A 24,092-nucleotide genomic window follows, 5' to 3' on the forward strand; every position below is an offset into this window, starting at 1 on the left:
TTGGTTACTTTTGGGGCGTTTGCCAAAAGTGACCCGCTGTAAGAGCGGAACCATAGGCGGCCGTTACCTAAATAACGGATATACACCCCGCCCCCCAAAAAATCGCAGTTAAACCTTTCCCCCACCCCAAAGGTCTCTGAATTACCCCCCCAGAGCCCCAAGCATGGCCAAATCCCCCAACTTCGCCAAAGACTGGTTCACCGCCAAGGGCTGGAAACCGTTCGCCTTCCAAAAAGACGTATGGCACGCAGTCAAGGAAGGCCAGTCGGGACTGCTCCACGCCAGCACCGGCGCCGGGAAAACCTACGCCCTGTGGTTCGCCGCCCTCAACCGCTTCGCCATCACCGAAACCACACCCCGCAAACGCAAAGCCCCCGCCGAACCGCTGGCCGTCCTGTGGATCACCCCAATGCGCGCCCTGGCCGCCGACACCGCCCGCGCCCTTGAGGCCCCGCTCGAGTCACTGAAAATCCCCTGGACCGTCGGCCTGCGCACCGGCGACACCAGCAGCAGCGAACGCGCCCGCCAAACCCGCCGTCTGCCCACCACCCTGATCACCACCCCGGAAAGCCTCACGCTGATGCTCGCCCGCGCCGACAGCCAGCCCAGCCTGTCGCACCTGCGCATGGTGGTAGTGGACGAATGGCACGAACTGATCGGCAACAAACGCGGCGTGCAATTGCAACTGGCCCTCGCCCGCCTGCGGCAATGGCACCCCGAGCTGATTGTGTGGGGCATTTCCGCAACCCTGGGTAATCAGGCCCACGCGTTGGAGGTGTTGATCCCACAAGGCGGCGGGATCAACGTCCAAGGCCAAACCACCAAACAGTTGCGAGTAGACACCCTGTTGCCACCGGTTATCGAGCGCTTTCCGTGGGCCGGCCATATCGGCCTGAAAATGCTCCCGCAAGTGGTGGCCGAAGTTGATGCCAGCAGCAGTTGCCTGGTGTTTACCAACACACGGGCACAATCGGAAATCTGGTACCAGGCCCTGCTCGACGCGCGCCCCGACTGGGCCGGAGTGATTGCCCTGCACCACGGCTCGCTGTCCCGGGAAACCCGGGACTGGGTGGAGCGAGCCCTGAAGGAGGGGCAACTGAAGGCCGTGGTGTGTACGTCGAGCCTGGACCTGGGGGTAGATTTCCTGCCGGTGGAACGGGTACTGCAGATTGGCTCCGCCAAGGGCGTAGCCCGGCTGATGCAGCGCGCAGGGCGCTCCGGCCACGCACCGGGCCGGCCGTCGCGGGTCACGCTGGTGCCAACCCACAGCCTGGAAATGGTGGAAGCCGCTGCCGCGCAGGACGCCATCGCTGAACGGCGCATAGAAGCGCGCCAGTCGCCTCACAAGCCGTTGGATGTGCTGGTGCAGCATCTGGTGAGCATGGCGCTGGGCGGCGGCTTTGTGCCGGATGAGCTGCTGGCGGAGGTGCGCACCGCGTGGGCCTATCGTGACCTGAGCGCAGCAGATTGGGCCTGGGCCCTGGGTTTCGTGCGCCATGGTGGCCTGTCACTGACGGCCTACCCGGATTACCGCCGCGTCGAGCCGGACGAACACGGCATCTGGCGCGTCCCCGACGCACGCCTGGCGCGGCGCCATCGCATGAGCGTGGGTACGATCGTCAGCGACGCCAGCATCCAGCTGAAATTCTGGAGCAAAGGCGGCGGTGGCAAGACCCTGGGCAGTGTCGAGGAAGGCTTTATTGCACGACTTAAGCCAGGGGATGGTTTCCTGTTCGCCGGCCGCTTGCTGGAGTTGGTACGGGTGGAAAACATGACTGCTTATGTGAAGCGCAGCACCGCGAAAAAGGCTGCCGTGCCACGCTGGAACGGCGGGCGCATGCCTCTTTCCAACGAGCTGGCCCAGGCGGTGGTCGAGCGCTTTGATGCGGCTGCCCACGGTCACTATCTCGGCCCGGAGATGCAAGCGGTGCAACCCTTGCTGGAAACCCAACTGCGCTGGTCCGGACTGCCGACCCGCGATCACTTGCTGGCCGAGGCCCTCAAGTCCCGGGAAGGCTGGCATCTGTTCCTGTATCCGTTTGCCGGGCGCCAGGTGCATCTGGGGCTGGCGAGCCTGCTGGCCTGGCGCGTCAGCCGGCGGCAGGCGGTGACGTTCTCGATTGCGGTCAATGACTATGGGCTGGAACTGCTGAGTGCCACCGAAGTGGATTGGCCTGAGTTATTGGGCGGCGAACTGCTGAGCGCGGATCATCTGCTGGATGACGTGGTAGCCAGCCTGAATGCCGGTGAGCTGGCCCTGCGACGTTTTCGCGAGATCGCGCGGATCGCCGGGCTGGTGTTCGCAGGCTATCCGGGCGCGCCGAAAAGTACGCGTCAGGTCCAGGCTTCCAGCGGTTTGTTCTTTGAAGTGTTCAAGCAATATGACCCGCAGAACCTGCTGCTGACCCAGGCCGGGGAAGAAGTCCTGCGGGATGAGCTGGATATTCGTCGCCTGGAAGAGACCTTGCGCCACCTGTCTGGGTTGAAGCTGGACCTGCATCGCATCAAACGGCCTACGCCGTTGGCCTTTCCGCTGCTGGTGGAACGTTTTCGGGAAAGCCTGAGCTCGGAAAAACTCTCGGAGCGGATTGCGCGGATGGTCAAGGATCTGGAAAAAGTCGCCGATAACGGGAAGCCTTGATGCCCGCTCATTACCCGATACATCTGGCGGAAGAAGCGCTGTGGTTGCTGGCGGACAAGGCGGTGTACTGGCCTGCGAGAAAGTGCCTGCTGATCGCCGACGCGCATTTTGGCAAGGCGTCGGCCTATCGCAGCCTGGGCCAGCCAGTGCCACAGGGCACGACGACGGCCAACCTGCAGCGCCTGGACCGGTTGTTGGCGGCTTTCCCCGGCGCGCAGGTGATCTTTCTCGGCGACTTTCTCCACGGGCCCGGCTCTCACGCCAGCGGCACCCTGAACGCCCTGAGAGCCTGGCGTGAGCGTCATGCAGGCGTGGCGCTCACGCTGATTCGCGGCAACCACGACAAACGCGCTGGCGACCCGCCCGGCGATCTGAACATTGAGGTGGTGACCGAACCCTTGCTGATGGGCCCGTTTGCCTTGCAGCACGAGCCCGCCCCCCATGCCAGCCACCATGTGCTGGCCGGGCACGTGCATCCGGTGTATCGCCTGCGGGGCAAGGGCCGGCAAAGCTTGCGCCTGCCGTGCTTCCTGATCGGCAACCAAGTCAGCCTGCTACCGGCGTTCGGCGCTTTTACCGGGGGTTATTCAGTGACGCAGGAAGAAGGCGGCCGGATCTTCGTGATCGGAGACCAGGAAGTATGGCCAGTGCGTTGAGCAACTGACCATTGGCGACACGTGCAGGAAATCAGGCCACAGGGGCGGGAGGCGGTTCGTCAGGGAGAGTGGGTTCGCCAGGCTCTTCAGGCTGGTTGGGCCAGGGATCATCGGGACCTGGCTGGCCGGGAATGCCGCCTGCGGCGGGATCGGCCATCAAGGACCAGGCCATCACACCAATCTGGTTGGGTTCAAGCCGGGCGAGTTCGGCGCTGATTCGCGGATCGAGCTTCATAGGGGACTCCTCAAGCGTGGCCCGGCGCGTTGTGCACGCGTCGGGGCAGTACACCCAATAGAGTGCATGCCCGCTGACAAATTCCCTTAGCCTGTAAGACGATTCGATCAAGTGCGTGGGAGAGTGACGCCGCGCTGGCCCTGATACTTGCCGCCACGGTCCTTATAGGACACTTCGCACTCTTCGTCGGATTCGAAGAACAGCATCTGCGCCACGCCTTCGTTGGCGTAGATTTTTGCCGGCAAGGTGGTGGTGTTGGAGAACTCCAGGGTGACGTGCCCTTCCCATTCCGGCTCCAGCGGCGTCACGTTGACGATGATGCCGCAGCGCGCGTAGGTGCTTTTGCCCAGGCAGATAGTCAGGACATTACGCGGGATACGGAAGAATTCGACGGTGCGCGCCAGGGCAAAGGAGTTTGGCGGGATGATGCAGACGTCGCTCTTGACGTCGACGAAGCTTTTTTCGTCGAAGTTTTTCGGATCGACGGTTGCCGAGTTGATGTTGGTGAACACCTTGAACTCATCGGCGCAGCGTACGTCGTAGCCGTAGCTGGAAACCCCGAACGAGATCAGCCGCTCAGCGCCTTCGCCACGCATCTGGCGCTCCACGAAGGGCTCGATCATGCCGTGCTCTTGCGCCATGCGGCGAATCCACTTGTCCGATTTGATGCTCATGGCGGGTGTCCTGAATAGCGAGGTGAAAAAATTCTGTTGGGCATCTTACCGGGGCTGGCCCCGTGGTTCAAAGGGGCGGCTGTTTTTCTTGGCGCCGCGCAGCCCCTGCTGGGCGGGGCGCACCTTCAATTGTGGGGTGTTGGTGCGGTATCAGGGTGCCGCCAGTCACGAAAATAGAGAAACCTTCGGAAATACCATTGGCACGTTCCGGAAAAAGGGTTAAGGTGGCGCCACTGTGCTGCTTGTGTCACTGAGAATCTCTACACGATATGTTGAATTTCGATCCAACCATCTCCAAGAATTTTTCCTGCTCTTTGCACTCAGTCTCGGCCAGGGCTTTTCCTGAGTCGCAGTTAACTTTGTCCAAGGAGATACACCATGTCTAATCGCCAAACTGGTACCGTTAAGTGGTTCAACGATGAAAAAGGCTTCGGCTTCATCACTCCACAATCCGGTGACGACCTGTTCGTTCACTTCAAAGCTATCCAATCCGACGGCTTCAAAAGCCTGAAAGAAGGCCAACAGGTTTCTTTCATCGCTACCCGCGGTCAGAAAGGCATGCAAGCTGAAGAAGTTCAAGTTATCTAACTTGTACTGATTTAGTCGAAAAGCCCCGCCCTCAAAAGCGGGGCTTTTTTTGTGCTCGGGATTTGCCAATCACACGATGTAATTCCATGCACAAAAAAATGTGGGAGCGGGCTTGCTCGCGAAAGCGGTGAATCAGTCGCCAGATAGGCTGACTGAAACACCGTATTCGCGAGCAAGCCCGCCCCCACATTTCATCCTGCGCCGCTTATTGAAACAACGACTCACTCGACAAGCCATTCTTCTCGAGGATCTCGCGCAAGCGCTTGAGGCCCTCGACCTGGATCTGCCGCACCCGCTCACGGGTCAAGCCAATCTCCAGGCCAACATCTTCCAGGGTGCTGCTTTCGTGGCCGCGCAGCCCGAAGCGGCGAATCACCACCTCACGCTGTTTGTCCGTCAGCTCCGAAAGCCACTGGTCGATGCTTTGCGACAGATCGTCGTCCTGCAGCAACTCACATGGGTCCGTAGGACGATCATCGGTCAGGGTGTCCAACAGGGTTTTATCCGAATCCGGACCCAGCGAGACATCGACGGAAGACACCCGCTCATTGAGACCGAGCATGCGCTTGACCTCTCCCACCGGTTTTTCCAGCAGGTTGGCGATTTCTTCAGGCGAAGGTTCATGATCGAGTTTCTGTGTCAGCTCACGCGCCGCCCGCAGGTAGACGTTGAGCTCCTTGACCACATGGATCGGCAACCGGATCGTACGGGTCTGATTCATGATCGCCCGTTCGATGGTCTGACGAATCCACCAGGTGGCGTAGGTCGAAAAGCGGAAGCCCCGCTCAGGGTCGAACTTTTCCACCGCCCGGATCAGGCCGAGATTGCCTTCCTCGATCAAGTCCAACAGGGACAGCCCACGATTGACGTAGCGTCGGGCGATTTTCACCACCAGTCGCAGGTTGCTCTCAATCATGCGCTTGCGCCCAGCCGGATCGCCCTTTTGCGACAAGCGCGCAAAATGGACTTCTTCTTCGGGAGTGAGCAGAGGGGAAAAGCCGATTTCATTGAGGTACAACTGAGTCGCGTCGAGCGCCCGTGTGTAATCAATGTACTTGTGTTGCTTTAACGCGGTGGAGTTCTTGGATTTGGTGCGAACTGAAGGTACAGCAGGTCCCTCATTCGACATCGATTCCGTATCGATGACAGTCTCCATAAGGAGAACCTCATCGTCGATGTCAAACTCCGGCGCTTCTTTACTGAGAGCCATTGTTATAGTCCTTTGGTGAGTTCGACCTCAAGCTCAAGCGACGCCTTTATCCTTGGCAACGCTGGAGCCTGTTCCTACTACGTGAGGAACAGGCTGTGCAACACATCAACGACGGGGAAGGAATTGCAGCGGATCAACAGGCTTCCCTTGGCGGCGAATCTCAAAGTGCAGTTTCACCCGGTCTGTACCAGTTGACCCCATTTCGGCAATTGTCTGTCCGACTTTGACCTGCTGCCCCTCCCGAACCAACAGCCTGCGGTTGTGACCGTAGGCACTGACGTAGGTATCGCTGTGTTTGATGATGACCAGCTCGCCGTAGCCCCGTAAACCACTCCCGGCGTACACCACTGTCCCATCAGACGCAGCTAAAACAGGCTGTCCCAAATCCCCGGCGATATCAATGCCTTTATTCAAACTACCGTTTGAAGAGAATTTTCCAATAAGGATGCCATTTGAGGGCCATCCCCAGCCGGTCGGTGCGGGCCCCGCCGGCGGCATCGGCGCAGGTGCCGGCTTGCTCGCAACGCTAGGCGCGGCGGTGCCTGCAGGCCGGGTGATGATGGTGGTCTTGCTCGAAGACGACGGCGAAGAAGCCGTGTTTGTGACAACCGCGGTCGGTGTTGAACCGGTTCGTCCATCGAAACGAATGGTCTGACCTGGATGTATCGTGTATGGCACAGGGATGTTGTTACGGGCGGCGAGCGCCTTGTAGTCCCAGCCATAACGAAAGGCGATCGAGAACATCGTATCGCCCTTGCGCACGACGTATTGGCCAGTGGTAACGGTAGGTTTCTGCGGTACCGCATTATTGCGGTCGACCACCCGCGCGCCACCGGATGGCGTGCTTGAACAAGCCGCCAGCAAGGAACTCAAGACAAGGCCAATCACCAGTCGCTGAAAGCTTGTTTGACTCATACGCTGTGCAATGACCGTGAGACTCACCCGCCGCTCCCTTTGTGGTGGCTGACTATGAACGCCTGTATCAGGCTTGAAATATGACGCAAGTATAACTGGCCGTTGGGTTTTTACTGGAAACACGATTCTAAAGAAAATTTCATCATGTTTAGCTCCTACGGCTGATCATGTGGACTCAACAGACCCCGCTGTAAGACACATACCCGGCAATAGAATTCAGTACGCAGAAATAATTGATCAGGCCAGCGGACCGTTGAGCAGCGGGACAAAACGCACGGCGCCGAGCACATGCCGGGAAAAGCCCTCTTCCTCGCGAATGATCAACATTAATTGTTGCACTTCGCCGGAGCCCACCGGAATCACCAGGCGCCCGCCGGGAGCCAGTTGATCGAGCAAGGCCTGGGGCACGTCGGTCGCCACCGCGGTGACGATAATGCCGTTGTATGGCGCCAGTGCCGGCCAGCCTTCCCAGCCATCACCCCAACGGAACACCACGTTGCGCAGGTTCAACTCCACCAGGCGTTCCTTGGCCCGGTCTTGCAACACCTTGATGCGCTCCACGGAAAACACCCGCTCCACCAGCTGCGACAACACGGCCGTCTGGTAGCCGGAGCCGGTGCCGATTTCCAGCACCTTGTCCAGCGGGCCCGCCGCCAGCAGCAACTCACTCATCCGCGCCACCATATAGGGCTGGGAGATGGTCTGGTTGTGGCCGATGGGCAAGGCTGTGTCTTCATAGGCGCGGTGCGCCAGGGCTTCATCGACAAACAGATGCCGCGGGGTACGGCGGATGACTTCCAGCACCTGGGCATTGGACAGCCCTTCTTCATACAGGCGCTGGATCAATCGCTCGCGGGTGCGCTGGGAGGTCATCCCGATGCCCCGGCGCAGCAGGTCGTCTTGTTCACGAGCCATCAGCGCAGCCCCTCCAGCCAGCCATCGAGGCTACTGAAGGCATCACTGAAGGTGCGATCGAGTTGCAACGGGGTAATCGAGACATAACCTTGCATCACCGCATGAAAGTCCGTGCCCTCGCCACCGTCCTCGGCATCGCCGGCAGCGGCAATCCAGTACCCTTCCCTGCCACGCGGGTCGACCACCTTCAGCGGCGCTGCCGCACGGGCACGGTGGCCGAGGCGGGTCAGCTGGATACCGCGAATGTGGTCCAGGGGCAGATTGGGAATATTGACGTTGAGCACCGTGCGCGGCGGCAGGACCAGGGTGTCATGGGCCTCCACCAGCTTGCGGGCGAAATACGCCGCAGTCGCCAGGTTGTCCAGTTGACGGGACGCAAACGAAAAAGCGAACGAGGTCCGACCGAGGAAGCGCCCTTCAAGGGCTGCCGCCACCGTACCGGAATACAGCACGTCGTCACCCAGGTTGGCGCCCAGGTTGATCCCGGAAACCACCAGGTCCGGCTCGCGGTCCAGCAGGCTGTTGATCGCCAGGTGCACGCAGTCGGTCGGCGTGCCATTCACGCTGATAAAGCCGTTGGGCAACGTCTGTGTATGCAACGGACGGTCGAGCGTCAGCGAGCTGCTGGCGCCGCTTTTGTCCTGGTCCGGGGCAACCACCACGCACTCGGCGTAATCCGCCAGCGCAGCATGAAGCGCGGCAAGGCCGGGTGCAGTGACCCCGTCGTCGTTAGATATCAGAATACGCATGGGCTGTCCGTCTGCCCCACCGGCACCAGATCTACAAGCTCGCGCACCAAGACAGTGGCGAAGCATCCAGCCGGCAGGACGAATTCCAATTGCAGAATGTCAGGTTCGGGATAATGCCACGTCAACCCGCCAATGGGCAGTCGAAGAATGCGACGTTCCTGGCTCATGCCGGCATTCACCAGCCAATCCCGCAGTTCGGCTTCACCGTCGGCAATCGCCTGTTCCAGCGCGAAGGTTGCTCCCGCCGCCGGCGAATCACCTTCGCCCCACTGCGGGCCGGTGGGATGCAGGTCGAGGATTGCCAGGCGCGGGTCGCTGCATTCAGCCTCCCCCGCCGGGAAAAAGCTGCGGCTGTCGGTAAACGCCAGCAAGTCACCGACCTGGGCGCGCTGCCAGGAACCGTCGGCCACCCGCGCCGCCAGCACTTTATTGAACAGGAAGCTGCGGGCCGTCGAGAGCAAGCGCGAACGCACATTGCGCTGCTCCGGCGAGGCCTTGCGCGCCGCCCAGTCACGGGCATCGACGACGTTGCCGCCGTTATGGCCGAAACGCTGGGCGCCGAAATAGTTGGGAATGCCTTGCCGGGCGATCAGTTGCAGGCGGGCGTCGATGGCCGCCGCATCCCCGGCAAACTGGGTCAGGCGCAAGGTAAAGCCGTTGGCCGAATGCGCGCCGCGCTGCAGCTTGCGCTTGTGACGGCCGGTCTTGAGGATCTTCAGGGTGTCGTTTTCAGCCGCGCTCAGGTCCGGGTCCGCCTTGCCCGGCAACTGCACGCTGAACCACTGGCGTGTCAGCGCCTGGCGGTCCTTGAGCCCGGCGTAGCTGACGGTACGCAACGGCACGCCCGCCGCCTTGGCAATCCGCCGCGCCGCCTCTTCGGTATTCAGGCCGCGCTTTTCCACCCACAACCACAGGTGTTCACCCTCGCCGGTCAGCGGGATATCCAGCACTTCATCCACCTGGAAGTCTTCAGCGGTGGCCTTTAGAACAGCGCTGCCCAAGGCCTCGCCATAGGCACGCGGGCCCAGCAGTTGCAGATCATTCATGCGCGCAGCAACAAGGCAACGGAGTGCACGGCAATGCCCTCTTCGCGACCGGTAAACCCGAGCTTTTCGGTGGTGGTGGCTTTTACGTTCACTTGATCCAACTCAACTTGAAGATCCGCGGCAATCAGCGCGCGCATCGTTTCGATATGCGGGGCCATCTTGGGCGCCTGGGCGACGATGGTGTTGTCGACGTTGCCGACCTTCCAGCCCTTGGCATGGATCAAGCCGACCACGTGACGCAACAGCACACGGCTGTCCGCGCCCTTGAAGGTCGGGTCGGTGTCCGGAAAGTGCTTGCCGATGTCGCCCAACGCAGCTGCGCCGAGCAAGGCATCGCTCAAGGCATGCAGCACCACGTCGCCGTCGGAATGAGCCAGCAACCCGTGGTGGTGCGCGATCCGCACGCCGCCCAGGGTGATGAAATCGCCTTCGGCGAAACGGTGCACATCATAGCCGTGGCCAATACGCATAAAAAAACGCCCCGATTTAATTCAGGGCGTGATTCTACCTACTTTTGCCTCACATTAACCGAGCAAAGCGCGCGCGTGATGGCGTAAATGGTCTTCGATGAAGCTGGCGATAAAGAAGTAGCTGTGGTCATAGCCCGGTTGCAGGCGCAGCTCCAGCGGATGGTTCGCCGCCCTGGCCGCTTGTTGCAACGCTTCAGGCTTGAGCTGCACCGCGAGGAAATCGTCGCGGTCGCCCTGGTCCACCAGCAATGGCAGCTTTTCCGAGGCTTCGCTGATCAACACGCAGGCATCCCATTCGCGCCATTTCGAGCGCTCTTCGCCGAGGTAGCGGGAGAATGCCTTCTGGCCCCACGGGCAATCCATCGGGTTGTTGATCGGCGAGAACGCCGACACCGACTGATAACGCCCCGGGTTGCGCAAGGCACACACCAGCGCGCCGTGGCCGCCCATGGAGTGGCCGCTGATCCCGCGTTTGGCCGACGCCGGGAAATGCGCCTCGACCAATGCAGGCAACTCCTGCACCACGTAGTCATGCATCCGATAGTGCTGGGCCCAAGGCTCCTGGGTGGCGTTCAGGTAGAAACCGGCGCCCAGGCCAAAGTCCCAGGCGTTGTCCGGATCACCCGGCACACCGGGGCCGCGCGGGCTGGTGTCCGGCGCAACAATGATCAACCCCAGCTCGGCTGCCATGCGTTGCGCGCCGGCCTTCTGCATGAAGTTCTCATCGGTGCAGGTTAGGCCCGATAGCCAGTACAGCACCGGCAATTTGCCGCCCTGCTCCGCTTGCGGCGGCAGGTACACGGCGAAGGTCATGTCGCAACCCAGCACGTCGGAATGATGCTTGTAGCGTTTATGCCAGCCGCCGAAGCTTTTCTGGCACGACAGGTTTTCCAGACTCATGGCCGACCTCAGAAGTGAATGACGGTGCGGATGCTCTTGCCTTCATGCATCAGGTCAAACGCCTTGTTGATATCTTCCAGGCCCATGGTGTGGGTGATGAACGTATCCAGCGGGATTTCACCGGCCTGGGCCATTTCCACATAGCTTGGCAACTCGCTGCGACCGCGCACGCCGCCGAACGCCGAACCGCGCCAGACGCGGCCGGTGACCAGTTGGAACGGACGGGTCGCGATTTCCTGGCCGGCACCGGCCACACCGATGATCACCGACTCGCCCCAACCTTTGTGGCAGCACTCAAGGGCCGCACGCATCAGTTGGACATTGCCGATGCACTCGAAGGAAAAGTCGACGCCGCCGTCGGTCAAATCGACGATCACGTCCTGGATCGGGCGGTCGTAGTCTTTCGGGTTGATGCAGTCGGTGGCACCCAGCTGCCTGGCGATTTCAAACTTGGCCGGGTTGATGTCGATGGCAATGATGCGGCCGGCCTTGGCTTTCACCGCGCCGATCACCGCCGACAGGCCGATGCCGCCCAGGCCGAAGATGGCCACGGTGTCGCCTGGCTTGACCTTGGCGGTGTTGATCACTGCACCGATACCGGTGGTGACGCCACAGCCCAGCAGGCAGACTTTTTCCAGCGGCGCTTCTTTGGGAATCTTCGCTACGGAGATTTCCGGCAGCACGGTGTATTCGGAGAAGGTCGAAGTGCCCATGTAGTGGAAAATCGGCTGGCCCTTGTAGGAAAAGCGCGAGGTGCCATCTGGCATCAGGCCTTTGCCCTGGGTGGCGCGAATCGCCTGGCAGAGGTTGGTCTTGCCCGACAGGCAGAATTTGCACTTGCCGCATTCCGGGGTGTACAGCGGGATCACGTGGTCGCCCACCGCCACCGAGGTCACGCCTTCGCCGATGGCTTCAACCACGGCGCCGCCTTCGTGGCCGAGGATCGACGGGAAAATGCCTTCCGGGTCCGCGCCCGACAGGGTGTAGGCATCGGTATGGCACACACCGGACGCCACCACCCGCAACAGCACCTCGCCCGCCTTGGGCATGGCCACATCCACTTCAACGATCTCGAGGGGTTTCTTGGCTTCGAAGGCTACGGCCGCGCGGGACTTGATCATCCGGTTTCTCCATCGGGTTAAAAACGTAAGGCCGGCAGTGTAAAACATGCTCATCTGATTAATAATCCAGACAAAAGCAAAACATTATTGCCGTACAGGGACAATCAGCATGCTGGAAAACCGCTGGGAGGGCATCGACGAGTTCGTCGCCGTGGCCGAATGCAGCCAATTCACCGCGGCCGCCGAGCGCCTGGGCGTGTCGTCGTCCCATATCAGCCGCCAGGTCGCGCGACTGGAAGAGCGCCTGCAAACACGCTTGCTGTATCGCAGCACGCGCAAGGTGACACTGACCGAAGCCGGCCAGACCTTCCTGCAACATTGCCAGCGATTGCAGGACGGTCGCGAAGAAGCCTTGCGCGCCGTGGGCGACCTGGCCAGCGAGCCCAAGGGAATGTTGCGCATGACCTGCGCAGTGGCTTACGGCGAGCGTTTTATCGTGCCGCTGGTGACGCGGTTCATGGCGCTTTATCCGCAATTGCGCGTGGACGTGGAATTGACCAACCGCCAGCTGGACCTGGTGCACGAAGGCCTGGACCTGGCGATTCGCCTCGGGCGCCTGGCGGATTCGCGCATGGTTGCCAGCCGCCTCGCGCCGCGGCGTATGTACCTGTGCGCGTCACCGTCCTACCTGGCCAGGTACGGGCGGCCACATAGCTTGTCGGAGTTAAGCCGGCATAACTGCCTGATCGGCAGCTCGGATATTTGGCAACTGGCCCAAGACGGGCGCGAATTTTCCCAGCGGGTACAGGGAAACTGGCGCTGCAATAGCGGGCAAGCGGTGCTGGATGCGGCCCTGCAAGGTGTCGGTCTTTGCCAGTTGCCGGACTATTACGTGCTGGAGCATTTGCACAGCGGCGCACTGGTGTCGTTACTCGAAGCCCATCAACCGCCCAACACCGCGGTTTGGGCGCTGTACCCGCAACAACGCCACCTTTCGCCCAAGGTGCGAAAACTGGTGGACTTTCTCAAGGAGGGCCTGGGCAACCATCCCGTCTACCTGCGATAGACAGCTACCGCCCATGCAGCGCCTGAGTGCCGGTAAATAGCCTTTTTTACTGCGTAACCAGGCACTTCCATGATAACCAACGGCCCGCAACTCCAGCGCATCAGTCATTTCGTTCGCAAGGTCCTGGCGGATTTCCCCGTACCTTCGCAAATCGCCGCCCAGTTGATCCGCGAGCGGGTACAGCCCCTCAGCCAGGTCGAGTTCGACCCGGATACCACCCTCCTCGCCACCCTCGAATACAACACCGACAATCCCAATGCGGCCTTCACCGCCGTGGTGATCCAGTCGATGTCGCTGACCGAGGCCATGATCTGCAATGCGCCCCAGCCCCCGGGCGGCATGCTCAATACCACCGGGTTTTCCACCACTGCACCTTATTTCAATATTGTCAGCGAGCTGCCGCGCTTGATGGATAACCGGATTCCGGCAATGTTCAACGAAGAGTTCATCGTCTCGGGCTGGATCCCGCCAAGGCGTTATGAGGCGCTGTATCTGCAAAGCCAGCCCCAGGTTTACGACCCGAGCACGCAGCTGCAGATTTCACCAAAAACCTTCAGGCTCATCGTTAACTCAAGCCATTTCGAACAAACCTACGACGAGGCGATCGGCAAGTTCTGGAACAACCACCGGGAAAACTACAACACCCTGATGCGCATCGCGTTCACCAAAGCCTATCTGGAACAGTTCCATGAGTTCACCCTGACCGTGGCAGAGAGACAGCTGGCGGCACGGGCGGCGGGAATCGGCATGGACAAGAACCACGACAACCTCACCCTGGAGGATTTCCAGGAGCCCTATCGCCTCGACCCAAACCTGTCCCTGCGGCTATTGCGCGTTCACAACAGCGAATCCACCGACATCCTGACCATCACCGATAACCAAAGCCAGGTGACCCTGCTCTATATCCCGGGCAACTCCTCGCCCTTCCATGGGTTCAATAACCCGGCAGACATGCGCAGTTGGCTGGTGGAAACGGCAAGGGACGCCACTCAACGCAAGGCGCTGACCCAACACTTCGACGAGGACGCCATCGACTCCGGCCTGATCTACAGCGGCGTGGAGGAGGCACTGGTGGGGATGGCGGTGTTTCCGAAGCCGGCAACCTCCCCGGGTTTGTTCAACAGCCTGCGGGCCGATAACTACTGGGATCCCGAGCAGTACATCAATAACCCGATGTATCCGGCACTGGGCAGTAACCCGTTTGAGTTCATCGCCCGGCAGATCAGGGTACGCCTTGCAAAAGTAGCGGCGCGAAGCTTTATTTCGCCCCTGGATACGCTCAAGGCCGACACCCTGGATGCCCTGGAAAAAGCCTGCATCCTGGCGGTTCCCGTAGCACTGGCCATGGGCAACGCACTACTGGCGGAATTTTGCTTCCTGACCTCCGGCGCGACTGAAATGGTGGTGGGTGCCGACGACATGCTGCGCGGCAAACCCCACGCGAAGGAGCGCATTGTATTCGGCGCCCTTAACGCGCTGCCGGTGGTCGCCCATGGCGTGTCCAAGGGGCTCAAGGGCCTCGAAAGCCTGCGCCCCACCCTGGGCCCGGCAGTACGCCAGGATGCGGGCCGGATCAGCGTCAGCGCCATCAACGAAACCTCCATGGCGGCCAACACCGAGACGCGCACCCTGAGCCCACGGATGACTCCCGGCGGCCTGCAGACCATCCGGATTCACGGCGACCTGTACCTGACCTACAAGACCCCCAATGAATCAGGCTTCTTCGAACTGTTCGTAATGGCTCCCAACGCGCCAAACACGCTGCAATCCACCGGCCTGTATGCCATCCAGAGCGCCGACCTGAAGTGGCGCACGGCCGGGCTGGCCGGCGGAGGCGCATTTCGCAATGCCTGGCAAAGGGTCTACACGCTGTTCGGCGGCCCGCAACACTCGACGTTCTACAGTGCCTACGAGATGCCACCCCCCGCACGCGAGACCGTTTCGGAGATGCTCACCGACACCAGTTCGTTTTCGGAAAACCTTGAACCCGTGGGCAGCGGTGCCCAGCCGGTGAAAGACACCCGCAAGTTGTTTTTCGAGAAAAGAACCAAGCTGTCTGAAGATGCCACGATATTCTTTGCCAATTTGTCGTTTTCACCGATGCGGCCCGTGCTTCCAAGGCTCAGCCTGAATGAATCGCAGCCGACCATCATTCAAAAACTGCTGCACGCCAGCGACGGCCTGGTGATCGGCGAAAGCCATGGAGCCCTGTCGAGCAAGGCGTTCCTGATCAACAACATGCCGCTGTTGGCCAGCGAGGGGGTCAAACGCCTCTATTTCGAGCATCTGCTGACGGATGTACACATGCCCTTGCTCAAGGCGTTCTACCGTACCCGAAGCGCGGTGATGCCCGAGGAACTCAAGGGCTTCCTCAACAACATCTACCCGCCGTTGCGCGACCGGCACTACTCGTTCGTCAACATCGTCACCGCAGCCCGTGACGCCGGGATCAAAATCCAGCCGATCGACTGCACTGTCAGCTACATGCTGCGCGACCTGCCCGACACCGCCGACAACTTGCGCCAGCGCATGATGAACTTCTACGCCACCGAGGTGATTCAATGGATCCAGACCACCAAGCTGCGCCCGGGCAAATGGGTCGCACTGGTGGGCGACAGCCATACCAATACCTACAAAGGGATTCCGGGAATCGCCGAACTCACCGGCAGCATCGGCCTGCGGATCGAGGATGCAGCGGCTGGCGGGCACCTCGGCGTCGAAGTGGACACGGGACGCACCGCCAGCCTGGGCATCGGCAAGGGTGAGGGAACGGTCAAGGCCAACCTGGTCCTGCGGGTGGACCGCGCCAGCTTGCAACGCCCGGCGCAACCGGCGCCCGCCCCCTCCCAGCCCCAAGCGAGGACGCCACAGACGCTGCTGACCAAGCCAGGCCAGTTCATGCTGACCCCGGCCACCGTCACGACACCGGCACACCTTCACTACCGTTCACGGCGAGGCGACGTACGCCATTTCAGGATCGATCAACAGGGCAGCCGATACGCCATCAGCGCGCCCGGTTGGGCCGTGGACGGCAAACCGTTCGACAGCATTCAGGCGCTGGTGGATGAGTTCAAGACCCCGGCCGGGGTTGAACAGATGACGGTGTGAGCGTCAGGAAGACTGGAAAGTCCGACGCTGGCGCAGCCATTCAAGGTCTTCCGGGCGCGTGACCTTGAGGTTGTCGGAACGGCCTTCGATCAGGCGAGGCGCATGCCCGGCCCATTCCATGGCCGAGGCTTCGTCGGTGATGACCACGTCCGAGACCAGGCTGTCGGCCAAGGCCCGGTGCAGCGCGCCAAGGTGGAACATCTGCGGGGTGTAGGCCTGCCAGATCGGCGTGCGATCAACCGTTTCCAACACACGCCCGTGCTTGTCGGCGCGCTTGAGGGTGTCCCGCGCCGGCACGGCCAGCAGCCCACCCACGCTGTCGTCGGCCAGTTCAAAGAGCAACTTGTCCAGGTCATCGCGGCTGAGGTTCGGCCGGGCGGCGTCATGCACCAGCACCCAATCGTCATCGCTGGCGCCCTGGCCGTGCAGGTAAAGCAAGGCATTGAGCACCGAACCCGAGCGCTCTTCGCCGCCGTCAACGCGCACAATGCGTGGGTCGGCGGCGCAAGCCAGGGTCGGCCAGTAAGGGTCATCCATCGCAACGCTGACCACCAGCCCCTTGAGGCCCGGATGATCGAGGAAACAGCCAAGGCTGTGTTCGAGAATAGTGCGCCCACCCAATTGCAAGTACTGCTTGGGACGGTCCGCGGCCATACGGGCACCCACGCCCGCGGCAGGAATCACGGCCCAGAAGGCCGGTGACGAAATGCTCATTGGGCCAACTGGTAGAGGGTTTCGCCCTCCTTGACCATGCCCAACTCATGGCGAGCCCGCTCTTCAACGGTCTCCATGCCTTTTTTCAATTCAAGTACTTCGGCATCGAGCACGCGATTGCGCTCCAGCAACACCTCGTTTTCGGCGTGCTGTGCGGCAATTTGCTGAGTCAGTTCGGTGACCTGCGCCAAGCTGCCATTCCCCACCCAAAGGCGGTACTGCAGGCCAGCCAGCAGCAAGAGCAAGACGAGGAACAACCAATTGGGACTGCGCATCGAATATCGGGTATCCAGTGAAAAAAGACAGCCATGCAAAACTTTTGCAGCAACTGATAGCACGAAGCCTGGAAAAACCAGGCTTGTGCTTGTTAGTCATGAGATTAGCGCCGAAATTCACGCTGCCGTGATTTTTCCGACGTAATCCGCTGACCTTTTACCATTTAACAATCAGCCGCGAAACTCGCTGCGACCGTTGTACTTGGCTTTGCCGCCCAGTTGCTCTTCGATACGCAGCAATTGGTTGTACTTGGAAACGCGATCGGAACGGCACAGGGAACCGGTCTTGATCTGCCCAGCCGAAGTGCCCACGGCCAGGTCGGCAATGGTCGAGTCTTCGGTTTCGCCGGAGCGGTGGGAGATCACGGCGGTGTAGCCCGCAGCCTTGGCCATCTGGATGGCTTCCAGGGTTTCTGTCAGGGTGCCGATCTGGTTGAACTTGATCAGGATCGAGTTGGCGATCTTTTTGTCGATGCCTTCTTTCAGGATCTTGGTGTTGGTCACGAACAGGTCGTCGCCCACCAGCTGGATCTTCTCGCCGATCTTGTCGGTCAACACTTTCCAGCCAGCCCAGTCGGACTCGTCCAGGCCGTCTTCGATCGAGATGATCGGGTAGCGCTCGGTCAGGCCCTTGAGGTAGTCAGCAAAACCTTCCGAGGTGAAGACGTGGCCTTCGCCGGACAGGTTGTACTTGCCGTCTTCGTAGAATTCGCTGGCCGCGCAGTCCAGGGCCAGGGTCACGTCGGTGCCCAGCTTGTAGCCAGCGTTGGCCACGGCTTCGGAGATCACTTTCAGTGCATCTTCGTTGGACGCCAGGTTCGGCGCGAAACCACCTTCGTCACCCACTGCAGTGCTCAGGCCACGGGCCTTCAGCACAGCCTTGAGGTGATGGAAAATCTCGGTGCCCATGCGCAGGCCTTCGGAGAAGGTCTTGGCGCCAACCGGCTGCACCATGAATTCCTGGATGTCGACGTTGTTATCAGCGTGCTCGCCACCGTTGATGATGTTCATCATCGGAACCGGCATCGAGTAGACACCCGGAGTGCCGTTCAGGTTGGCGATGTGGGCGTACAGCGGCAGGTCCTGGTCCTGTGCAGCGGCCTTGGCAGCGGCCAGGGACACGGCGAGGATGGCGTTGGCGCCCAGGCTGCCTTTGTTTTCGGTACCGTCGAGCTTGATCATCGCGTGATCGAGGGCTTTCTGGTCAAGTGGATCCTTGCCCAGCAGCAGGTCGCGGATCGGGCCATTGATGTTGGCCACCGCCTTGAGTACACCCTTGCCCAGGTAACGGCTCTTGTCGCCATCACGCAGTTCCAGTGCTTCGCGGGAACCTGTGGAAGCACCGGACGGCGCGCAGGCGCTGCCGATGATGCCGTTATCGAGAAGCACGTCGGCTTCGACGGTAGGGTTGCCACGGGAGTCGAGAACTTCACGACCTTTGATGTCGACGATTTTTGCCATTGTTGTAAACACTCCAAAGTTGACGAAAACGACGCAGCTGAAGGAAATCTTTTGACCGACCGCAAGGGTGGAACAACGGGCAGGCTTGCAGGCGACAAGGCTCAGGCCTGCGGGCCTGAGCGTAAAGCGAGGGAAAGTCTACCGGAGAAATGGCGCTTACGCGGTCTCTACCGTCGGAAAACTCTTGACCAGGTCGTCCAACTGCTTCAACTGGGCCAGGAATGGCTCCAGCTTGTCCAGGCGCAGGGCGCATGGGCCGTCGCACTTGGCGTTGTCCGGGTCCGGGTGGGCTTCCAGGAACAAACCTGCCAGGGACTGGCTGATGCCGGCCTTGGCCAGGTCCAGTACCTGGGCACGGCGCCCGCCAGCGGAATCGGCGCGACCACCGGGCATTTGCAGCGCGTGGGTCACGTCGAAGAACACTGGGTATTCGAACTGTTTCATGATGCCGAAACCGAGCATGTCCACCACGAGGTTGTTGTAGCCGAAGCTCGAACCACGCTCGCAGAGGATCAACTGGTCGTTACCCGCTTCCACGCACTTGTTCAGGATATGTTTCATTTCCTGAGGCGCGAGGAACTGGGCTTTCTTGATATTGATCACAGCGCCGGTCTTGGCCATCGCGACCACGAGGTCGGTCTGGCGCGACAGGAAGGCCGGCAACTGGATGATGTCGCACACCTCGGCAACCACGGCAGCCTGCTCAGGCTCGTGGACGTCGGTGATGATCGGCACGCCGAAGGCTTGCTTGATGTCCTGGAAGATCCGCATGCCTTCTTCAAGGCCCGGGCCGCGGTAGGAGGTCACGGACGAACGGTTGGCCTTGTCGAAGCTGGCCTTGAATACGTAGGGGATACCGAGTTTCTCGGTCACCTTCACGTACTCTTCACAGACCTGCATCGCCATGTCGCGGCTTTCCAGCACGTTCATGCCGCCGAACAGCACCATGGGCTTGTCGTTGGCAATCTCGATGTCGCCTACGCGAATGATCTTCTGGGCCATCAGGTTTACGCCTTCTTCTGATGTTGCGTCAGTGCTGCTTTAACGAAGCCGCTGAACAACGGGTGACCGTCGCGCGGGGTCGAGGTGAACTCCGGGTGGAACTGGCAAGCCACGAACCATGGATGATCCGGTGCTTCAACCACTTCAACCAGCGCGCCATCACCGGAACGACCGGAGATTTTCAGGCCGGCTTCCATGATTTTCGGCAGCAGGTTGTTGTTCACTTCGTAGCGGTGACGGTGACGCTCGACAATCACGTCCTTGCCGTAGCAATCGTGAACCAGGGACCCCGGCTCCAGCAGGCAATCCTGCGCGCCGAGGCGCATGGTGCCGCCCAGGTCGGAGGCTTCGGTACGGGTTTCGACGGCGCCGGTGGCATCTTCCCACTCGGTGATCAGGCCCACGACCGGATGGCCGCTGGTGCGATCGAACTCGGTGGAGTTGGCGTCTTTCCAGCCCATTACGTTACGGGCGAACTCGATGACCGCCACTTGCATGCCCAGGCAGATACCCAGGTACGGCACCTTGTTCTCACGAGCGTACTGGACGGCAGTGATCTTGCCTTCCACGCCACGCAGACCGAAGCCGCCCGGAACCAGGATGGCATCAACGCCTTCCAGCAGCGCGGTGCCCTGGTTCTCGATGTCTTCGGAGTCGATGTAGCGCAGGTTGACCTTGGTACGGTTGCTGATGCCCGCGTGGCTCATCGCCTCGATCAGCGACTTGTAGGCGTCCAGCAGCTCCATGTACTTGCCGACCATGGCGATGGTGACTTCATGCTCAGGGTTGAGCTTGGCGTCGACCACGGCTTCCCACTCGGACAGATCGGCGCCGCCACATTGCAGGCCGAAGCGCTCGACGACAAAATCATCCAGGCCCTGGGAATGCAGGATGCCCGGGATCTTGTAGATGGTGTCGGCGTCTTCCAGGGCGATTACCGCACGTTCTTCAACGTTGGTGAACTGGGCGATCTTGCGACGGGACGCGATGTCGATCGCGTGGTCGGAGCGGCACACCAGCACGTCCGGCTGCAGGCCGATGGAACGCAGTTCCTTGACCGAGTGCTGGGTAGGCTTGGTTTTGGTTTCGCCGGCGGTGGCGATGTACGGCACCAGCGTCAGGTGCATCAGCATCGCGCGCTTGGCGCCGACTTCGAAACGCAACTGGCGGATGGCTTCGAGGAACGGTTGGGATTCGATGTCACCGACGGTGCCACCGATCTCGACCATTGCCACGTCGGCATCGCCTGCACCCTTGATGATGCGGCGCTTGATTTCGTCGGTGATGTGCGGGATCACCTGGATGGTTGCACCCAGGTAGTCACCACGGCGCTCCTTGCGCAGCACGTGCTCGTAGACACGGCCGGTGGTGAAGTTGTTGTTCTGGGTCATGGTCGTGCGGATGAACCGCTCGTAGTGGCCCAGGTCCAGGTCGGTCTCGGCGCCGTCGTGGGTGACGAACACTTCACCGTGCTGGAACGGGCTCATGGTGCCCGGGTCAACGTTGATGTACGGGTCCAGCTTGAGCATGGTGACCTTAAGTCCCCGCGCCTCCAGGATGGCCGCCAATGAAGCGGAGGCAATGCCTTTCCCCAATGAAGAAACAACACCGCCCGTGACGAATATGTAGCGCGTCATGAAAAACCCTAGAAGTCTGCGTTAAAGCGGTCCGAGCCGCCGGGGAAAGCGAAGGAAGGCCGAAGCCCCCGATCACCTGCATTAATCACAGTGCACCTTTCAAAAAAACCGCCGCGTTGTGACAGACCAGCAATGAAACACCGGTACGTTGATCGCTACACATTTTTTGGAATCGCCCAGCAAAGACTGCTTGGTAATCGGCAACTGCTGCGATTCAGGCGAATCCACAGAAGTTGTATCAAGAAGGGAGCGTAGTCTACCGGAAAGGCTCTATCAGCTCAAACCTTGATCGCAGGTTGGTGGCATCCAATGTAATTGCCAGCCGGTACCGCCACCCGCCGCAAGCCCCGGCAGGTTGGCCACAGCCAGCAATTGCTGGCCCTGATACAGCAGCGGCAATCTGCCACGGATGAAGCCTGGCACCGCACTTTCGTTAAGCAAGCGCTTCAGGTCGCGCCGGCCCCGGCCTGGCAATTCCATGATTTCACCGCCCTGGCGATAACGGATGCTCAGGGGGCCTTCGGGTGCACTGCCGCTGAAGCGCACTTGGCCGTTACCGGGTAACTGTAGTGGGTTTTGCGGGTGCGGCCAGCTCACCGATGCGTCAGAAAATTCCGACCAACTGGCAGGTAACCACCAGATAAGCCCACCACAACGGTGCAATTGACCGTCGGCCAGGCGCCACAGTGGCTGTGCATCGTGTTTGGCGTCGCGCAAGGTCGCCCAGCCGGTCCAGTGGTCACTGTCGGGCAAGCGTGTCAGCGGTGTCAGCCAGTGCCTAAGTGCGTTGCGCTGGCGGGCCTCGGAGAGCGCGGCAAGCGGTTCAAGGGTCAGCGAAGGCAATGCCAGCCAGGGAAACACCGGGTGCTGGCTGGCGGCCAGCAGGTCCATCTGCGCCAGTTCGTCGAGCAAGCCGTGGGCTTCGCTCAGATGTTCGGCGCTGCGGGCCATGGTGCTGACGGCTTGGGGCCAACGTTCGGTCAGGCGTGGGAAAACATGGTGGCGCAGGTAATTGCGGGAGAAACGCGGATCAGCGTTCGACGGGTCTTCGATCCAGGTCAATTGATGTTCACGGGCGTAGGCTTCAAGCTCGGCGCGAGACACATCCAGCAAGGGTCGCACCAGATAGCCATCTGCCAAAGGGCGCTGCGCGGGCATTGCCGCCAGGCCACGCACGCCAGCCCCACGCAACAGCCGAAACAGTAAGGTTTCTGCCTGATCGTCACGGTGCTGGCCCGTGACCAGCAACTCCCCTGCTCCGGTGACCTCGGCAAACGCCTGATACCGCGCGTCACGGGCCGCGCGCTCCAGGCTTGCACCTTGTTGCACTTGCACGCGGATCACCCGCAGAGGCACGCACAAGGCGTCGCACACGGACTGGCAATGGGCCGGCCACGCGTCAGCCGCAGCCTGCAGCCCATGATGAACATGAAGCGCACTGAGTGGCGGAAGCTTGTCGGTTTTGGCCAGAGTGGCCAGGAGGTGCAGCAGGACGGTGGAGTCGAGGCCGCCGGAGAAGGCGATGTGCCAGGCCGGGGCGTTGCGCCAGGGCGCGACGGCTTGCAGGAGCTTGGCGGTTAACGTGGGCTTCATAGCAAAGTACGCCATCAATCTGGAATGCGATAACCCAGCATACACAAAGCAAATGTGGGAGCGGGCTTGCTCGCGAATGCAGTGTGTCAGTCGCCAACTATATTGACTGAATCACCGCCTTCGCGAGCAAGCCCGCTCCCACACAAGCCAGCTCCCACATTTAGTAACGCGTCGGCTTAGAGACCGTAGCTCATCAGGCGCTCGTAACGACGGGCCAGCAGCGCCTCGTTGTCGAACTTCTTGAGCATCGCCAGCTGCGAGCTGAGTTCGGCACGAATGGTCGCGGCAGCGGCAGCCGGGTCACGGTGGGCGCCGCCCAATGGCTCGGCGATCACTTTATCCACGATACCCAGGCCTTTCAGGCGATCGGCAGTGATGCCCATGGCTTCCGCGGCATCCGGTGCCTTCTCGGCGGTTTTCCACAGGATCGAGGCGCAACCTTCCGGCGAGATCACCGCGTAGGTGGAATATTGCAGCATGTTCAGCTGGTCGCAGACGCCAATCGCCAATGCGCCGCCGGAACCGCCTTCGCCGATCACGGTAGCGATGATTGGCGTCTTCAGGCGAGCCATCACCCGCAGGTTCCAGGCAATCGCTTCGCTCTGGTTGCGCTCTTCAGCGTCGATACCCGGGTAGGCGCCCGGGGTGTCGATGAAGGTCAGGATCGGCATCTTGAAGCGCTCGGCCATTTCCATCAGGCGACAGGCCTTGCGGTAGCCTTCAGGGCGCGGCATGCCGAAGTTGCGGCGGACTTTCTCGCGCACTTCACGGCCTTTCTGGTGACCGATGACCATCACTGGCTGGTCGTCCAGGCGAGCGATACCGCCCACGATGGCGGCATCGTCGGAGAAGTGACGATCGCCGTGCAGCTCATCGAACTCGGTAAAGATATGGTCGATGTAGTCCAGGGTGTACGGACGGCGCGGGTGGCGGGCCAGGCGCGCGATCTGCCAGCTGGTCAGCTTGCCGAAGATGTCTTCGGTAAGCGTGCTGCTCTTGTCTTGCAGGCGAGCGATTTCATCGCCGATATTCAGCGAATTGTCATTGCCGACCAGGCGCAGCTCTTCGATCTTGGCTTGCAGGTCAGCGATCGGCTGTTCGAAATCAAGAAAATTCGGGTTCATAAGCGTCCGTCTTGGGTCGACGGCCAAGGAGTGCCTGGCCAGCCGGTTGTCT

General features: G+C 60.8%; 22 protein-coding genes. 5 read left to right on the forward strand and 17 right to left on the reverse strand.

Features of this window, described 5'->3' with window-relative positions; translation table 11 throughout:
• Positions 1 to 163: 163 nt before the first annotated feature.
• Positions 164 to 2,641, forward strand: a complete 2,478-nt coding sequence (locus HX821_RS27475; RefSeq protein WP_177036970.1) for a ligase-associated DNA damage response DEXH box helicase — start codon at positions 164 to 166, stop codon at positions 2,639 to 2,641.
• Positions 2,641 to 3,297 carry a ligase-associated DNA damage response endonuclease PdeM gene (gene pdeM, locus HX821_RS27480; protein ID WP_177036972.1) on the forward strand — a complete coding sequence of 219 codons (657 nt, stop codon included), beginning with the start codon at positions 2,641 to 2,643 and terminating at the stop codon, positions 3,295 to 3,297. The genes HX821_RS27475 and pdeM overlap by 1 nt, the downstream gene beginning before the upstream one ends.
• A 31-nt stretch (positions 3,298 to 3,328) precedes the next feature.
• Here the strand turns inward: pdeM and HX821_RS27485 are convergent, their stop codons facing one another.
• Positions 3,329 to 3,532, reverse strand: coding sequence for a hypothetical protein (locus HX821_RS27485; protein WP_003219272.1), 204 nt, complete (start codon positions 3,530 to 3,532; stop codon positions 3,329 to 3,331).
• A 107-nt stretch (positions 3,533 to 3,639) separates the two neighbouring features.
• Complete coding sequence (gene dcd, locus HX821_RS27490) at positions 3,640 to 4,206, reverse strand: dCTP deaminase (RefSeq protein ID WP_003219273.1); 567 nt, start codon at positions 4,204 to 4,206, stop codon at positions 3,640 to 3,642.
• Positions 4,207 to 4,584: 378 nt separating this feature from the next.
• On the opposite strand from dcd, the gene HX821_RS27495 reads away from it, so the two are divergent.
• Positions 4,585 to 4,794 (forward strand): cold-shock protein, encoded by a 210-nt coding sequence (locus HX821_RS27495; protein ID WP_002554837.1) that lies wholly within the window; start codon positions 4,585 to 4,587, stop codon positions 4,792 to 4,794.
• Positions 4,795 to 4,999: 205 nt separating this feature from the next.
• Here HX821_RS27495 and rpoS read toward each other — a convergent pair whose 3' ends face one another.
• From rpoS to HX821_RS27535, 8 genes are all read right to left on the reverse strand, one after another.
• Positions 5,000 to 6,004 carry an RNA polymerase sigma factor RpoS gene (gene rpoS / locus HX821_RS27500; RefSeq protein ID WP_003219274.1) on the reverse strand — a complete coding sequence of 335 codons (1,005 nt, stop codon included), beginning with the start codon at positions 6,002 to 6,004 and terminating at the stop codon, positions 5,000 to 5,002.
• 105 nt (positions 6,005 to 6,109) lie between these two features.
• Entirely contained in the window at positions 6,110 to 6,946 is an 837-nt protein-coding gene (locus tag HX821_RS27505; protein WP_032898924.1) for a peptidoglycan DD-metalloendopeptidase family protein, read from the reverse strand.
• 210 nt (positions 6,947 to 7,156) lie between these two features.
• Complete coding sequence (locus HX821_RS27510) at positions 7,157 to 7,792, reverse strand: protein-L-isoaspartate(D-aspartate) O-methyltransferase (protein ID WP_010176736.1); 636 nt, start codon at positions 7,790 to 7,792, stop codon at positions 7,157 to 7,159.
• Positions 7,793 to 7,833: 41 nt separating this feature from the next.
• A complete protein-coding gene (gene surE / locus HX821_RS27515; RefSeq protein WP_003219278.1) occupies positions 7,834 to 8,583 on the reverse strand; it encodes a 5'/3'-nucleotidase SurE in 750 nt (249 codons plus the stop codon).
• A complete protein-coding gene (truD, locus tag HX821_RS27520; protein ID WP_177036974.1) occupies positions 8,571 to 9,629 on the reverse strand; it encodes a tRNA pseudouridine(13) synthase TruD in 1,059 nt (352 codons plus the stop codon). Before truD ends, surE begins: the two co-directional genes overlap by 13 nt.
• Positions 9,626 to 10,099 carry a 2-C-methyl-D-erythritol 2,4-cyclodiphosphate synthase gene (ispF, locus tag HX821_RS27525; protein ID WP_003219282.1) on the reverse strand — a complete coding sequence of 158 codons (474 nt, stop codon included), beginning with the start codon at positions 10,097 to 10,099 and terminating at the stop codon, positions 9,626 to 9,628. Before ispF ends, truD begins: the two co-directional genes overlap by 4 nt.
• 54 nt (positions 10,100 to 10,153) lie before the next feature.
• Complete coding sequence (gene fghA / locus HX821_RS27530) at positions 10,154 to 10,999, reverse strand: S-formylglutathione hydrolase (RefSeq protein WP_003219284.1); 846 nt, start codon at positions 10,997 to 10,999, stop codon at positions 10,154 to 10,156.
• 8 nt (positions 11,000 to 11,007) lie between these two features.
• The gene (locus HX821_RS27535) at positions 11,008 to 12,120 is read right to left on the reverse strand and encodes an S-(hydroxymethyl)glutathione dehydrogenase/class III alcohol dehydrogenase (RefSeq protein WP_008432216.1); all 1,113 of its coding nucleotides are present in this window, start codon (positions 12,118 to 12,120) and stop codon (positions 11,008 to 11,010) included.
• 109 nt (positions 12,121 to 12,229) lie between these two features.
• Between HX821_RS27535 and HX821_RS27540 the strand changes: the two genes are divergently transcribed.
• Entirely contained in the window at positions 12,230 to 13,126 is an 897-nt protein-coding gene (locus HX821_RS27540; protein ID WP_003219287.1) for a LysR substrate-binding domain-containing protein, read from the forward strand.
• Between the two features lie 69 nt (positions 13,127 to 13,195).
• On the forward strand, positions 13,196 to 16,234 hold the full coding sequence (locus tag HX821_RS27545) for a dermonecrotic toxin domain-containing protein (protein ID WP_177036976.1): 3,039 nt from the start codon (positions 13,196 to 13,198) through the stop codon (positions 16,232 to 16,234).
• A gap of 3 nt (positions 16,235 to 16,237) precedes the next feature.
• Here the strand turns inward: HX821_RS27545 and ispD are convergent, their stop codons facing one another.
• The 7 genes from ispD to HX821_RS27580 all read right to left on the reverse strand — a co-directional run bounded on the left by ispD (position 16,238) and on the right by HX821_RS27580 (position 24,040).
• Entirely contained in the window at positions 16,238 to 16,948 is a 711-nt protein-coding gene (ispD, locus tag HX821_RS27550) for a 2-C-methyl-D-erythritol 4-phosphate cytidylyltransferase (RefSeq protein WP_177020599.1), read from the reverse strand.
• Positions 16,945 to 17,223 carry a cell division protein FtsB gene (gene ftsB, locus HX821_RS27555; RefSeq protein WP_003219292.1) on the reverse strand — a complete coding sequence of 93 codons (279 nt, stop codon included), beginning with the start codon at positions 17,221 to 17,223 and terminating at the stop codon, positions 16,945 to 16,947. Before ftsB ends, ispD begins: the two co-directional genes overlap by 4 nt.
• Positions 17,224 to 17,394: 171 nt before the next feature.
• Positions 17,395 to 18,684 (reverse strand): phosphopyruvate hydratase, encoded by a 1,290-nt coding sequence (gene eno / locus HX821_RS27560; RefSeq protein ID WP_003219294.1) that lies wholly within the window; start codon positions 18,682 to 18,684, stop codon positions 17,395 to 17,397.
• A 156-nt stretch (positions 18,685 to 18,840) separates the two neighbouring features.
• Positions 18,841 to 19,686 (reverse strand): 3-deoxy-8-phosphooctulonate synthase, encoded by an 846-nt coding sequence (gene kdsA, locus HX821_RS27565; protein WP_003219295.1) that lies wholly within the window; start codon positions 19,684 to 19,686, stop codon positions 18,841 to 18,843.
• A 5-nt stretch (positions 19,687 to 19,691) separates the two neighbouring features.
• Positions 19,692 to 21,323 carry a CTP synthase gene (locus HX821_RS27570; protein WP_003219298.1) on the reverse strand — a complete coding sequence of 544 codons (1,632 nt, stop codon included), beginning with the start codon at positions 21,321 to 21,323 and terminating at the stop codon, positions 19,692 to 19,694.
• Positions 21,324 to 21,596: 273 nt separating this feature from the next.
• Positions 21,597 to 22,916, reverse strand: a complete 1,320-nt coding sequence (gene tilS, locus HX821_RS27575) for a tRNA lysidine(34) synthetase TilS (protein WP_177036978.1) — start codon at positions 22,914 to 22,916, stop codon at positions 21,597 to 21,599.
• 176 nt (positions 22,917 to 23,092) lie between these two features.
• The gene (locus HX821_RS27580) at positions 23,093 to 24,040 is read right to left on the reverse strand and encodes an acetyl-CoA carboxylase carboxyltransferase subunit alpha (protein ID WP_003219302.1); all 948 of its coding nucleotides are present in this window, start codon (positions 24,038 to 24,040) and stop codon (positions 23,093 to 23,095) included.
• Between the last annotated feature and the right edge of the window lie 52 nt (positions 24,041 to 24,092).

Source organism: Pseudomonas sp. B6001, from assembly GCF_013386015.1.
GTDB lineage: Bacteria > Pseudomonadota > Gammaproteobacteria > Pseudomonadales > Pseudomonadaceae > Aquipseudomonas.